The organism is Microvenator marinus (assembly GCF_007993755.1).
In the GTDB taxonomy this organism is placed as follows: Bacteria; Myxococcota_A; Bradymonadia; order Bradymonadales; family Bradymonadaceae; genus Allomicrovenator; species Allomicrovenator marinus.
Genome location: NZ_CP042467.1, coordinates 1,997,886 through 2,011,153 on the forward strand (window position 1 = coordinate 1,997,886; position 13,268 = coordinate 2,011,153).

The window sequence follows — 13,268 nt, forward strand, 5'->3', positions numbered from 1 at the left end:
TCTTGCTCTTAAATTGGATTTCTTATTCTCCCGTCACCTTAGCAATACACTCGAACCTGCGCAAGATTCCCAATGAGTCATGAAATCACCCTCAACACTGCAGAAAGTCTAGAGCAAATCGAAGTCGTAATCGATAAGAACGGCTGGAGGGAAGAAGGGCTCGTCAAGCTCAAGGACGGCTGGTTGATCGTTCATGGGGCTTTGGCGTCTGAGCGAGTACTGGTGCGGGTGGAGCCACGTCGACACCCAAGAGATAGGCGCCTCTATGCACAGGTTCTGGAGGTCATAGAGCCCTCCTCGGAGCGACACCCTGCAGCGTGTCATAAGTTTTTTAAGTGTCAGGGCTGCCAAACAAGAATGATTTCCTGGGAAAAAGAAAACAAAGCCAAAGAACAAAAGGTCGAAGAAATTCTCGAAAAGTTCGCTGGTGTTGTGGTGAATTGTCAGACCATTGCCCTGGATAACCACGCGCGACGAGGCGTCCGTATGAGAGGAAACCTCGTACACGACGGAGAGCGGCTTGGATTGAGGAGTTTTTCTAAAATCCAATCGATGTCCGATTGTGCGGCACTTACCCCAAAAGCCATTCAAGTTGTGAATTACTTCGAAGCGCAATTGCTCCGCGATGAGAGGCTCGAGTTCATGGCGCCTGAGTACGGGCCCTCGCTCGCGACCATCCACGTCAGTGAGATCGACGACGATCGACTGAAACGTTTTGAGGAAAACTCCATCGGCACCGGACTATCTATTATCAAAGACGGCGAAGAAGTTGTTCAATTCGGCCCAACCCAAACTACGATTGATTTTGCTGGTTCGCGACTCCTTGCGACGCGCCATTCGTGGGTTCCAGCGTCCGAAGAAGCGTCCGCTCCACTCTACGCCTGGATTCGAGAACGGTGCCCATCCGGCCACGTTGCGGTAGATCTCGGTTCAGCGATCGGCGGCGTCAGCGCTCAGATCGCGGCGAATTACCAGACGGTTTTTGGCATCGATCAAGATCGACATGCGATCGAAATCTATAAGGAGAATCTCAAGAGTTTCAACGCGCATGCCATTGCCGGAAAGTTCGAAAATGGGCTGCGGAAACTCGTTGAAATGGGCGTGGAACCCGACTGGATGTCCATCAATCCCATGCGTGAGCCGCTCGGTGACGCGGTCATCCGATGGATCAAACACCTGAGACCAAAAAACCTACTCTATCTTGCGCCCTCCCCTACTTCCGGCGCAAAGGATCTGGTGCAGCTGCTCGACACATGGACGCTCCAGGACGTCTGGCAAGCCAATGTGCACCCTCACTCGCACCACACGATGATGGTGGTCTCCCTCGTGACCACTTGAGTTCTGAGCTGAAGTCCCAGAAATTTGCTTGGAATTTATCATTTGTGAGGTTAAAGGTGGCGTAGAGGGAATCAAGCGAATGAATCACACCAAAATTGCGCGCATCCAACTCGCGGTGCATACTGTTAAGCGTAACCCAAACGTATCGGAAGACATGGAAGGTGCCCAGTTGTTGCTCATGGGGGCAGAGATCGAGATGCTCGAATTGCTCCAAGAGGTCCTGAGTGATTCAGGCTTTAAGTGTAAAATCCTTGAATCCCTTGACGATCTAGACGCTAGTGACGCCCCTCGGCTATTGATTTGTGACGAGCTCCAAGGGGCGCTCAATGGCGAGTCCGTGTTCGCTCAAGTCAAAGACGACTCCCAGCTTGGGTTCCTCCTGCTCGCCGACGATATCGCGGGTGAAAGGCTAGCTTCCTGTCTAAATATGGGGATGCACGAAGTCGTGGCAAAACCCTTTGACGTCCTGGAATTGCACGCTCGTATTTTAAGGGCGTTGAAGTACCTAGAGATGGCCGAAAAACCATTTTCATCCGAGGATTTGAGCCCTCCGGAGCAGGTCTCTGAGGTTTTTGAACTTCGCCCCTCTTTTGAAGGCGACCTAGAGTACTTGGGCCTGCCCGACCTTTTGTTGAACTTAAAACAAAACTCTAGAACCGGTGAGCTCACTGCAAATGTGACTGACGGTGATTATGTGTTCTCGTTTAAGAAGGGCGAGCTTGTTCGTGTAGCCGGTCCACGCGGCCTTAAGCACCGCAAAGCCATGTTTCGAGCACTACGAGAGACCGTGGGGCGATTCTCTTTTCAGGCGATGGACGACGTCAACGCTTCGAAGAGCACCAAGTTCGAGAACTTGGATAATTTGATCCTTCAGGCCATGCAAGAGGCCGACGAATATCCACTCTATCGGGAACGCCTACCGGCGGATCCCACGCCCGTTACTCTCACCGCCAAGGTCGAGAGTGTGAAGCTTCCAGATAGTACCGTGATTCAACCTCTTCTCGAGGGCCTGATTCAATCCACCACTGTGGACATTTTGATCCACGCGAGCCCCAAGACAGACCTTCATGCTGCCAAGGAGCTCAAAGAGTTGATGGATCAAGAGGTTATCGTGGAATCTGGGAGCGCTGAGGCTGCTTCCTGAGCCCAGCTTTTCAGCTGATTTGACAATTTGTCACGGGGATTTTCTCAGGCTTCTCCTGAAATGACAATTTGGCAAAACACGGGCACCCAACAAAGAACAAACGCCATCAAAACAACAACTTACAAAAAGGCACGAAAAATGCATCAGAGATAAATGATGATGATGCAATAAATCCCGTTGAAGGGGTTGTTTAGGCCTCGTCAGTTTGACAGGAAGATGATGGAACAAGCACTTCAGAAATACAGTCGCGTGATAGCTCTTGGCCTCATCGCTATCTTTTCGTTACTGCTCGCGATGGGAGCGAACGAATTGATCGCGATTCAACTCGCACCGTTTACAGTCCCGGACCTGCCGGAAACTGTGACTGAAAAGCAGCCAACCAAGAGACCGACCGCCACGCCAACTTCAAATTTCAAGCGCGCGATCGCGGACCGGTGCTTCTTCGGCTGCCCGGACGAAGTCGACCCGAACGTATGTGAAGAAGAATGTGCCGAAGGCGAAGTATGTCAGTCCGGAAAATGTGTGGCGGTTGAGCCGAGCGAAGAAGTCAGCTCGGATTTTGCGACTCTTAGTGACCTCAACGTAAAGCTCATCGGCTGTATGGTGGCTAAGAAGCCCGAGTACTCTCTCGCGCTTGTCACTGAGACAGCAGCCAACGCCACCTTCATCGTAGGAGTTGGAGACAGCCTGCTCGAGGCGGAAGTAATTGAGATTCGGCGCGACCGTGTGATTTTGAAGCGCAATGGTCGCCTCGAATATATCTCAATCGTAGATGCGCTTGCCGGCGCGCCTGCACCGTCTAGTTCCCCGTTAATTAATCGCCCTGCGAGCACCAACACCTCGAAACCTCAACAACTCTCTCCCTCCATCGCTGCGGCTGCTGAACTGATTGAAAAGGAGGAGGCGATGGCCAAGGAGGGCGTCAGAAGCCTGGGCAATAATCGCTACGAGATTGATCGCGCTGCAATCAACGAGCAGCTCGCCAATCCCGAAGTCCTGGCTAAACAGGCGCAGATCGTCCCCAATTACACTAAAGACGGGAAGAATAGCGGCATCAAGTTGATCGGCATCCAACCCTCAAGTGTCTATAGCAAGATCGGCATCAAGAACGGCGATGTGATTATGGGAATAGGCGGCGAGAAAATCGATTCGCAAGCCAAGGCCCTTAAGCTCCTCGACGGGATGCGCTCTCAAAGTAACGTAAAGATAGAAATCGAGCGACAGGGTCGGACCCAGTCGATCGAATACTCAGTAAAATAAGCCTTTTTTGACCTCCAGAACTGACGAAGTTGTGTCCAATGTCTAAGTTTTTGAAAACCTCGAAATTCCAGCTGGCGAGTGCCGCTCTCGCGCTTTCGTGCATTTTTGGCACTCCTATCGGAGCCCAGGCGCAGGACGCGGGCGAAGATCCGGTTGAGAAGTTTAATCTTCCGCCAAACTTTGACCCGAATTACCGGCCAAAACGCACACCGAGCAACACGCGAGTCACGATCGACTTTCGGCAGGCACAGCTCGAAGAGGTCGTGAAATTCTTCTCGGGAACGATGAATCAGAACTTCATCATCTCGGACAGCATCAATACCAGCAAGACCATCACCATCATCTCTCCGAAGGAGGTGAGTCTTGCAGAAGCTTACCGCGCATTCCTGGCGGCCCTTCAAATGAACGGCCTTACGATTGTGCCCTTCGGTTCGTTCTACAAGATCGTTGAGAGTAGTAAAGCGATCGTTGAGCCTCAGAAAGCCTACGGACCGGATGACCGCGTCCCGAACGAGGCGCGGATGGTCACCGCCATCATACCTATCGAGAATTCGGCGGTTGATGAAATCCAGCCCGTGATTCAGTCATTCTTGACGCCGGAAGCGAAAGTTATCCCGTTTGGTTCAAGCCTCATCATCACCGAGAACGGCTCAAACCTGCGCCGAATCCAGGACCTCGTCATCCGGCTCGACCGCGGAGACGCTGCGAACAAACTCTACGTCTACAAGGTCCAACATGCGGATGCTCCAGAAGTAGCACAGCGAATCGAAGAAATTTTCAATGCGCAAAAGGGTGGCACGGCCGCGACCAACCGACGCAACGCTCAGTCAAAAGAAGCAGCGACTGGCAGCGGAAGCGAACTCCAAGTCTCGATCTCCGATATCATCGCTGATGAGCGAACGAACCAGTTGATCATCATTTCGGACAAGAAGTCATTCGACCGAATTCGAGAGATGGTCGAGATCTTGGACGTTCCGACCGAAGTCGGGGGTCAAGTACACGTCAAAACCCTAGAGTACGCCGATGCGGAGGAGCTCGCGAGTACACTCTCGAGCCTCGCTCAGGGGGTTCAGCGTGCTAGTTCGCGCACGAATCCTTCGCGAAACGTCCGAGGCCAGCCCGCGGCCGCCGCGACTGGTGGCGACGTTGCAACCTTGCTCGCCGGGGAAGTTCAGATCACCGCATATAAGCCTACCAACTCGTTGGTAGTGGTGGCTGCTCCCCGGGACTATATGGCCCTTGAGTCAGTGATCGACCTCTTGGATCTGCCTCGACGTCAGGTCTATGTCGAAGCCGTTATCATGGAGATCGGGCTCGATACGAATCGACAACTTGGACTGGGCTTCAGTCTGGGCGCGGGGCAGGATTTCGATGCCCTCATCCCAGATAGCGCGGTGGAAGATGGTTTGATCACAGATACCCGTGGCCTCGCGATTGGACGTTCGAACTTCAACGGACTGGAAGGCGCGGCGTCTTCTGCGGGCGTCTTGGGATTGCTTGGACCGCAGGTGACCATCCCTGGTACCAGCATCTCTCTGCCAGCCTTTGCGCTTCTGCTTCAGGCCACTCAAACCGATAACTCGGTCAATATCCTCTCCACACCGGCTATTTTGACGATGGACAACGAAGAGGCTGAAATCGTGGTCGGTGAGCGCGTTCCGTTTCTTCGAGGCCTTGCAGCTGGAGCTGGAGGCATCGGCGGACTTCTTGGGTCTCTAGGTGGCGGTGCGGATGCCGCGACCACAGCAGCAGCTTCAGCGGCAGCCTCTTTGAGCGGCCTAGGTGGTCTCGGTGGACTCGTTTCTCCTATTGAGTATGAGGATATCGGTATCACGCTCAGGATTAAGCCTCAGGTCAATGAGAGCGAGTACGTGCGCCTCGAAGTGGACCAAGAGGTCAGCGATATCAAAGGAGCGGGCGGTCTTGGTGCCGGTGCTCCCACCACAACGCAACGAAAGATAAAGTCGGTGGTCCTGGTCAAAGACCAGGCCACGGTGGTCATTGGTGGACTTATCCGCGAGGTCGAGAACGAGACTGTGGAGAAAGTGCCCTTCCTTGGCGACATTCCTCTGGTTGGCGTGCTCTTCCGGAACACGAGCGTAATCAAGAACAAGCAGAACCTCGTTCTTATGCTCACCCCCTATATCATCGAGAACGAGGCCGACCTTCAGAAGATTCAGAAGCGCAAAATGGAAGAGCGAGAAGAGTTGTTGAAACTCTTCGGCCGCCGCGATCTTCAATACGTAAAGACGGTCAATTTCCAGAAAAAAACTGGTCTCTTGGACCGCATGAAGTCTACGATTGGTAGCGCGGTTGAAGAAGAAAATGCGCGGCAAGAGGCACTCAAGGCGTTCGAAAACCTCGGGCCTCGTTACCAGATTCTTGGTGAAGAGCCGATCGAGCCGGCAGCTGAGGACGCCCAACCAGAGAGTCAGACTCCTCCCGCCGAAGAACCAGCCCCTGAAGCGCCCGAGGCCCAGTAATGTATAATCGACTTCGCATCGGAGAAATCCTGGCTCGGATGGGGAAAGTCACGCCGGAGCAGATCCAGGCGGCGCTAAAGCTGCAAAGGGATAAAGGGCTGAGGATTGGCGAAGCTCTGATGACCATGGAAGTCATCACGGATGCGGACCTCGCCGAAGCTCTCTCGGAGCAGCTCGACTATCCGTACGCAAAAGAGATTCCTCTCGACTCGATCGATCTGACTCTGCTCGAAGGCTTGTCTCTCGGTTTCTGCAGGGATAACGGTGTGTTGCCTTATCGACGAGACGACGAGTTCGTCTATGTGGCCACCGATGACCCTCTGCGCCTCGACGTTTTGGACGAGATCAGGATGCTGGTTGGGACGCACACCGAACCGGTGATCATGCCGCGCTCAGTGCTCGCGAATATCATCAACTCCGCATTCGACCGAAAGAGCCGCCAGCTCGGCTCAGATCTTGACCAACTCGAGGAAGCTGAAACACCGTATGCTGAGGAAGCAAGCCTCGATATCAACGACTTGCTCGAAGCCGGCGACGATGATGAAGCACCGGTTATTCGCTTTGTGAACAGTCTCTTCGTGCAGTCCGTTCGCGAACGAGCGAGTGATATTCATATCGAACCAGGGGAACGTGAAATCACGGTAAGATTCCGAATCGACGGCGTTCTCAAAGAAATCGCTAGCCCTCCCAAGAGATTTGCTTCGAGTATCGTGACCCGCGTCAAGATCATGGCCGGCCTCAATATTGCGGAGAAACGACTCCCACAAGATGGAAGAATCCGAATCAAGATGGCCGGAAAGGATATCGATATTCGCGTCGCCACGGCACCGATGGTGCACGGCGAGCGCATCACGATGCGTTTGTTGGACAAGTCGTCGGTTCTCCTGAATATCCGCGACATCGGCTTCTCTGAGGACGACCTCAAGAGCCTCGTCAAACTCATCTATCGTCCGCACGGCATCATCCTTGTGACCGGCCCTACAGGTAGCGGTAAGACCACAACGCTCTATTCGGCGCTGAGTGAGATCAACAGCCCGGACAAGAATATCCTCACGATTGAGGATCCGGTTGAGTATCAGCTGCAAGGCATCTCACAGATGCAGGTGAATCCTAAGATTAGCCTTACATTCGCGACGGGTTTGAGAAGCTATCTACGCCACGACCCAGACGTGATCATGGTGGGTGAGATTCGTGACGTAGAGACCGCGGAGATGGCTATTCAGGCTTCATTGACGGGTCACCTTGTGTTTTCAACCCTACACACCAATGACGCCGCGGGTGCTTTCACGCGTCTGACGGATATGGGTGTAGAACCCTTCCTCGTGAGCTCCACGGTGATTGCATCACTTGCGCAGCGCCTTGTGCGACGCCTTTGTCCGACGTGCCGGGAGCCCTATCGACCGCTCGATGCAGACCTTCAAGAGGTCGGCCTGACCCCTGATGATCTTGAAAAATTTGCCAATGGACACGTCTTTAGGCCCAAGGAAGGCGGCTGCGATGCGTGTAACAACCTTGGCTACCGAGGACGTACGGGTATCTACGAATTGCTCTCCATGGAGGACAACGTTCGAAGCTTGGTCATGCAGCGGGCAGACGGCGGAACCATCAAGAAGGTCGCGACGAGCAACGGTATGAAGTCGCTGCGAGACGACGGCGCGCTCAAAGTACTCAAGGGCGTCACCAGTATTGAAGAAGTTATGCGTGTCACCCAAGAAGATGCGCATCTGGAATAAGAATTATGCCTGTTTACGAATACAAAGGACTGAACTCCACCGGCAAGGCTGTCAAAGGCATTGCGGACGCTGAGAGCAAAGTAAATTTGCGGCAGTCTTTGCAGGCCAAGGGAATCTTTGTCACTGAGATTCTCGAGGGAAAGGCCGCGAAGTCGCGAGCGAGCAGCGATATCGACATCAAGAAGATGCTCGAGAGGGTTTCGCTTCGCGATATCGCGCTGATTACCCGTCAGCTCGCCACCCTTCTTCGCGCCGGAATTCCGCTGGTTGAATCGCTCAATGCGTTGACCGATCAGGCGGACAAAGAAGAGCTCAAGAAGGTGCTTTCTGACGTGCGTCGCCAGGTCAACGAAGGCTCGTCTCTGGCGAATTCGCTTCGAGACCACCCAAAACTCTTCAGCGATCTCTACATCAATATGGTTCGTGCGGGCGAGTCGTCGGGTAACCTCGACACCGTCTTGGAAAGACTGACTGAGTTCATCGAAGCTCAGATTGAGCTGCGAGCCAAGATTATTGGAGCGATGGTCTATCCGATCATCATGATGTTCGTGGGCCTGGTCATCATGACCTTGCTCTTCACGTTCGTGATTCCCAAGGTTACCGCGATCTTCAAGGATCAAGGGGCAGCGCTCCCGATCCTGACCCGCTTCTTGATTTGGTCGAGTGAGATGTTCGCGAACTGGTGGTTCATCCTCATCCCTGGCGCCGTGGGTATGGTCGTTGGGTTCTTCAAGTGGAAAGGCTCAGACAAGGGGAAACCCATTTGGGACCGATTCATTCTGAAGGTTCCAGTGGCAGGTGGTCTGGTGCGAATGATCGCGATTTCGCGTTTTGCCCGAACACTCGGCACCTTGCTCTCAAGCGGTGTTCCACTCCTCCAGGCTCTAGATATCGTCAAAGATATTCTGGGGAACACACGCCTTGAGGAAGTTGTAGAAGATGCGCGCGTCAATATCCGAGAAGGTGAAAGCATCGCGCAACCACTGAAGCGTTCTGGGGAGTTTCCGCCGCTTGTGACCCATATGATCGCCATCGGTGAGAAGAGCGGCCAGCTCGAGGATATGCTCGAGAACGTGGCGATCTCTTATAACCAACAAGTCGATGTGAGGATTCAGGCACTTACGACCATGCTTGAACCCTTGATGATTATCTTGATGGGCATTGGCGCGGCGATCATCGTCTTCGCGATCATGCTTCCAATACTTCAGTTGAACCAAATGGTGGGCTAGGAATTTAGTCCCGCCTCCGGCGCGTTACGTGCCACAGAAAACGAGAGGAACGAAATGTTAGAACAAAAGAAAATCCGAAAGACATCTCTTCGACGCACCCTTGCCGAAGCTCGAGGTATGACCATCGTCGAGCTCATGATCGTGCTCACCATTATCGCCTCGATCATGGGTGTGGTTGGATTCTACGTCTTTGGTGCCATCGACCGCGCCAATGTCAAAGAAGCCCAAATCGAAATCGCGAACCTGACACAAATGGTTGAGTCCTACTACCTGACGTCGGACCCAAAGCAGTTTCCAAATGAGCTTGAAGACCTCGCAAAAGGCCCGTCAAAGCTGACGGAAAAGGTTCCTCAGGATCCATGGGGCCAGCCTTATATCTACAAGAAGACCGGAACGCGTGACTTCGAGATTTACTCCGTCGGTGCCGATGGTGTCGAAGGAAACGAAGACGACGTACGTGCCGCTGGAAAGTAAGGAATACCAACGTGAGACGCTTGCCCCATAGTCGACACGGAATGACCGTGGTCGAAATCATCGTGGTGATGGCCATCGTGGCCAGCATTATGGGGTTGGGTGCGTCCATGCTCGGCATGGTGGGTAACAACGACATGAAGAAGGATGCAAACCGTCTTTCTTCGGTCATGAACTACACTTACTCCAACGCGGGGATCAATAACTCGAGATACCGGTTGGTGCTGGACCTCGACACCGGCACTTATTATTCGGAAGTCACAGACCAAGCCCTGATTACGCAGAGTGAACGCGATGCCGACCTCGAGATGTTGACCGAGGAGGCCCGCGAGGCCGGAAGGCAGAAAGACCGCGACTCAGATCTCTTTGATGAAGAGGAAGAGAATCCGTTCGGTGTTAATCGCCGAGTGACGTTTGAGCGAGTCCAGAACGCACTCGTCAAAGACGAGAAGCTCTCAGAGGGGATTCGCTTCGACAAGATTTACTCGCCTAGATTTCCTGATGGCCCGGTCACCGAAGGCAAGATGGCCATAAGCTTCTTTCCCAACGGATATGTGGAACCTGTGCTCATCATCCTTCGAGACGACGATGACGGAGTTTATAGCTTGATCACCGAGCCTATGACGGGGCGTGTGAAGCTCTACGGGCGCGAGATTGAGGTTCCGGAAGACTTTGGAGAAGCGGAGGTAGACGATGACTAAACCCCGCGGATTTACGCTTTTGGAAGTACTCCTCGCGCTGGCTATTTTGGCGTCAGCCTTGACGGTGCTCCTCGGCACGGCAGCGAACTCGAGCCAACAGGCGGTCTTTGCCAACGACCTCACGATTGCCTCACAACTCGCTCGGTCCAAGATGATCGACATCGAGTACGAGATCATGGAAGAGGGATTTGATAGCACCGATCAGCAGCTCAGAGGGGATTTCTCTCGTGAAGGTCAACCCGACTACACTTGGGAAGCTAATATACAGGTGGTCGAAATCCCAGAATCGGCAAAAGAGGAGTTTTTGGCTCAAATCAACACCCAACTTTTTGGCGGTGACCAGGGCGCTCTGCAAGGAAATGCCGCGTTTAGCGCGATGTTGCCGATGCTCATCGCTGAGCTACCGACCATGATCAACAACATCGGAAAGAAGGTTCGCAAAGTTGATCTCGTGATCGAATTCTCGCGAGGATCGGGCAGGTTCCCTCTCAAAGTTTCCCAGTATGTAATCGATCCCAAACTCAACGAATTTAACGTCTTTGACGACTCCCCTGCATTGCAATGACTAAGAGAAGATTGCCATTGAGGGGTCGACCAAAGGGATTCACCATCGTTGAGGTGATGATCGCGATTGCCTTGCTGGCGGCTTTGACCGGCATGGTGTGGTCGAGCATTTCGGCGCTCTATCGAACTCGCGACATTGTGGAGGAACGCTCGGCGCGGATGCAGGCCGTGCGCATCACTATGGACCGTCTCACTAAGGAAGTCGCGAGTGCCTTCGTTGCCGGCCCTGAATTTGGCGGAGAAGAACTTCCAGGTGAGGAAGACCCAGAGGCCTCAACCGACCCGAGCTCCGAGATGCCCAAGGTATTTGGCATGTTCGGTGAAGAAGACAACATTCACTTCACGGGCTTTGCACACCAACGCACCGTAGAAGGCGAGCGCGCAGGATATGGCGCGGAAATTGGCTACTTCATTCGCGAAGATCGCGACGAGGAAGGCGAAAGTGTTCGCTACTTGATGCGGCGCGTCGACACCTCGTTTGATGAACGACTTGAACGAGGCGGCATTCTTCAGAAGGTCTTAAGAGACGTGGAGGAGATCGAGTTTGAGTATTGGGATCCCGGTGCCACCCAGATTGGCTCTCTCGAGGAGATTGCAGCAGAAGGAAAGTGGGTCGACCGATGGGATACGACGCGACGTGAGTTCGCGGGCAGACTGCCTACCCGCGTGCGCATCACTCTGACCCTTGCCCCGCTGGGTCCCATGAAGAACTCTCAGGTGTTCATGACCCAGGTTCAGACCGGAATGTCCGAGGTCTTGGAGTACTGATGTTGATGAAAATGATCAGCTTGGGGACTCTTAAGGCGTTGCGCGCGCTCGAGCAGCCGGCCAAACGCCCCACGAACAATCGTGGTGTCGCCATGCTCATCGGACTGATCACCATCGTGTTGCTTTCGGCCAGCGTGGTTGAATACACGTACGCAAATCGCATTCACCTGGCCCTCGCCACGAACGAGCGCGACCAACTCAAGAGCTACTTCCTCGCGAGGTCTTCACTCAACATCACAAAATTGTTGCTCTCGTTTCAATTTGCGCTCCAAAGTGAGTCTCGAGAGACCGAAGACGATATGGGGCAGCTGATCGGCCGAGCAATGCGGCGCTCCAACTTCCAGATGTATCAATACGTGGACCTTTTCATGGGACCGTTCAATTCTGGAAAAATTGAGAGTCCTGTTGGCGGAATCAATCTGAGCGACACTGGGGTGGAGGGTTTTGGAGACTTCACCGGCGAAATGGCAGTACGTGTCGTGCCGGAGGATGGCCGAATCAACATCAATAACTTTGCGAAGGACGAACTCGACGAAGGCGATTTGGCTCAGCTTTGCGCCATGGTTCTGGACCCAAGATACGACGAGATATTCGAACAAGAAGACGAGTTTGGCGAACTGATGGATCGGGCAGCCGTACTTCAGAATATCATCGACTTCATCGACCCTGACGAAGAAGGAATCATCCTCAACACAGATTGCACCATTCGCGGAAAATCCGGCGATGAACGCCGCCCTTATGATCGAGCGGGCGACCGAAAGATTCGCCCTCGAAATGCAAGATTGGTGGACGTATCCGAATTGCACATGGTGCACGGCGTTTCAGAAGCGTTCATGGAGACTTTCAAAGACCAGTTGACCACCTTCAATATCGGCAAACCCAATTTGAACGTGGCCCAAGCGCCGGTCTTCTACTCCGTTCTCTGCCAAAACATGGCTGTTCAAGGCAAACGACTTAGTCCGGGCGAAGCTCTCACACTTTGCTCAACGAGCCCGACGATCTCGTCTCAAGTCCTTTTACTGGCTATGGCACTCGATGGAATACGAGCCTTCTTTGAAAATCCTCTCTCGGTACTGCTGGCGTATGTTGGGTCCACCGAGAGCACGCTTCTACCCTCGGCTAAGAAGGGTCAGCCTGTGGCGTTTTTGAGTGTCAGCCAGTTCCCGGCTTATATCGAGGACTTGAAACAGAATCCGCTTTTGGTCGGCCAATTTATACAGTACTCGCCGCTTTACCAGCAATTGGTTCTGGCAAATCCCGGCATGATGCTCGACCCACTCAACCCTGCCGTTCCCGCATGGACAGTGGAGTTTGACCGCGCGGGACTCATGCGGTCGGTTACAACAACAACGCCCAAGATTTATCGAATTTACGCTTCTGGTCGTTACGGGTCGACCGAGAGCACAATCGAAGCCGTGATCGACTTCGACAAGACGGTGAGGCGTTTGCCGTCGGAAAAAGCGCTAGAAGAACAAGAATCAGATGCAGAGATTCTAAAAGAACTCAAAGATGCCCGCCGAGAGCAATTTAAAGAGAGCCCTAAAGGGCGCGTATTGCATTGGCGCGAATATTAGATA

General features: G+C 53.4%; 11 protein-coding genes. All 11 read left to right on the forward strand.

Annotated features, from left to right (window positions below; all coding sequences use genetic code 11):
• Nucleotides 1-72: 72 nt before the first annotated feature.
• The 11 genes from FRD01_RS08370 to FRD01_RS08420 all read left to right on the forward strand — a co-directional run bounded on the left by FRD01_RS08370 (nucleotide 73) and on the right by FRD01_RS08420 (nucleotide 13,265).
• Entirely contained in the window at nucleotides 73-1,338 is a 1,266-nt protein-coding gene (locus FRD01_RS08370) for a class I SAM-dependent RNA methyltransferase (protein ID WP_146958941.1), read from the forward strand.
• A gap of 79 nt (nucleotides 1,339-1,417) precedes the next feature.
• Complete coding sequence (locus FRD01_RS08375; RefSeq protein WP_146958942.1) at nucleotides 1,418-2,482, forward strand: DUF4388 domain-containing protein; 1,065 nt, start codon at nucleotides 1,418-1,420, stop codon at nucleotides 2,480-2,482.
• A 216-nt stretch (nucleotides 2,483-2,698) separates the two neighbouring features.
• On the forward strand, nucleotides 2,699-3,742 hold the full coding sequence (gspC, locus tag FRD01_RS08380) for a type II secretion system protein GspC (RefSeq protein ID WP_146958943.1): 1,044 nt from the start codon (nucleotides 2,699-2,701) through the stop codon (nucleotides 3,740-3,742).
• 38 nt (nucleotides 3,743-3,780) lie between these two features.
• Entirely contained in the window at nucleotides 3,781-6,225 is a 2,445-nt protein-coding gene (gene gspD, locus FRD01_RS08385) for a type II secretion system secretin GspD (protein WP_146958944.1), read from the forward strand.
• Nucleotides 6,225-7,958 carry a type II secretion system ATPase GspE gene (gene gspE / locus FRD01_RS08390; protein ID WP_146958945.1) on the forward strand — a complete coding sequence of 578 codons (1,734 nt, stop codon included), beginning with the start codon at nucleotides 6,225-6,227 and terminating at the stop codon, nucleotides 7,956-7,958. Before gspD ends, gspE begins: the two co-directional genes overlap by 1 nt.
• Before the next feature lie 5 nt (nucleotides 7,959-7,963).
• Nucleotides 7,964-9,187 carry a type II secretion system inner membrane protein GspF gene (gene gspF, locus FRD01_RS08395; RefSeq protein ID WP_146958946.1) on the forward strand — a complete coding sequence of 408 codons (1,224 nt, stop codon included), beginning with the start codon at nucleotides 7,964-7,966 and terminating at the stop codon, nucleotides 9,185-9,187.
• 54 nt (nucleotides 9,188-9,241) lie between these two features.
• The gene (locus FRD01_RS08400) at nucleotides 9,242-9,661 is read left to right on the forward strand and encodes a type II secretion system protein GspG (RefSeq protein ID WP_146958947.1); all 420 of its coding nucleotides are present in this window, start codon (nucleotides 9,242-9,244) and stop codon (nucleotides 9,659-9,661) included.
• An 11-nt stretch (nucleotides 9,662-9,672) separates the two neighbouring features.
• A complete protein-coding gene (locus FRD01_RS08405) occupies nucleotides 9,673-10,359 on the forward strand; it encodes a pilus assembly FimT family protein (protein ID WP_146958948.1) in 687 nt (228 codons plus the stop codon).
• On the forward strand, nucleotides 10,352-10,924 hold the full coding sequence (locus tag FRD01_RS08410) for a prepilin-type N-terminal cleavage/methylation domain-containing protein (protein WP_146958949.1): 573 nt from the start codon (nucleotides 10,352-10,354) through the stop codon (nucleotides 10,922-10,924). The genes FRD01_RS08405 and FRD01_RS08410 overlap by 8 nt, the downstream gene beginning before the upstream one ends.
• 17 nt (nucleotides 10,925-10,941) lie before the next feature.
• On the forward strand, nucleotides 10,942-11,691 hold the full coding sequence (locus FRD01_RS08415) for a type II secretion system protein GspJ (protein ID WP_249756116.1): 750 nt from the start codon (nucleotides 10,942-10,944) through the stop codon (nucleotides 11,689-11,691).
• Nucleotides 11,691-13,265: a type II secretion system protein GspK gene (locus tag FRD01_RS08420; RefSeq protein ID WP_146958950.1), complete on the forward strand. Its 1,575-nt coding sequence runs from the start codon at nucleotides 11,691-11,693 to the stop codon at nucleotides 13,263-13,265. The genes FRD01_RS08415 and FRD01_RS08420 overlap by 1 nt, the downstream gene beginning before the upstream one ends.
• Nucleotides 13,266-13,268 lie beyond the last annotated feature (3 nt).

Excerpts from the sequence above, each read along its gene's own strand:
- FRD01_RS08400 (WP_146958947.1), top strand. The coding sequence starts at position 9,242 with ATGTTAGAACAAAAGAAAATCCGAAAGACATCTCTTCGACGCACCCTT.
- gspC (WP_146958943.1), top strand. The coding sequence starts at position 2,699 with ATGATGGAACAAGCACTTCAGAAATACAGTCGCGTGATAGCTCTTGGC.
- FRD01_RS08420 (WP_146958950.1), top strand. The coding sequence starts at position 11,691 with ATGTTGATGAAAATGATCAGCTTGGGGACTCTTAAGGCGTTGCGCGCG.
- FRD01_RS08370 (WP_146958941.1), top strand. The coding sequence starts at position 73 with ATGAGTCATGAAATCACCCTCAACACTGCAGAAAGTCTAGAGCAAATC.
- FRD01_RS08375 (WP_146958942.1), top strand. The coding sequence starts at position 1,418 with ATGAATCACACCAAAATTGCGCGCATCCAACTCGCGGTGCATACTGTT.
- FRD01_RS08410 (WP_146958949.1), top strand. The coding sequence starts at position 10,352 with ATGACTAAACCCCGCGGATTTACGCTTTTGGAAGTACTCCTCGCGCTG.
- gspE (WP_146958945.1), top strand. The coding sequence starts at position 6,225 with ATGTATAATCGACTTCGCATCGGAGAAATCCTGGCTCGGATGGGGAAA.
- gspD (WP_146958944.1), top strand. The coding sequence starts at position 3,781 with ATGTCTAAGTTTTTGAAAACCTCGAAATTCCAGCTGGCGAGTGCCGCT.
- gspF (WP_146958946.1), top strand. The coding sequence starts at position 7,964 with ATGCCTGTTTACGAATACAAAGGACTGAACTCCACCGGCAAGGCTGTC.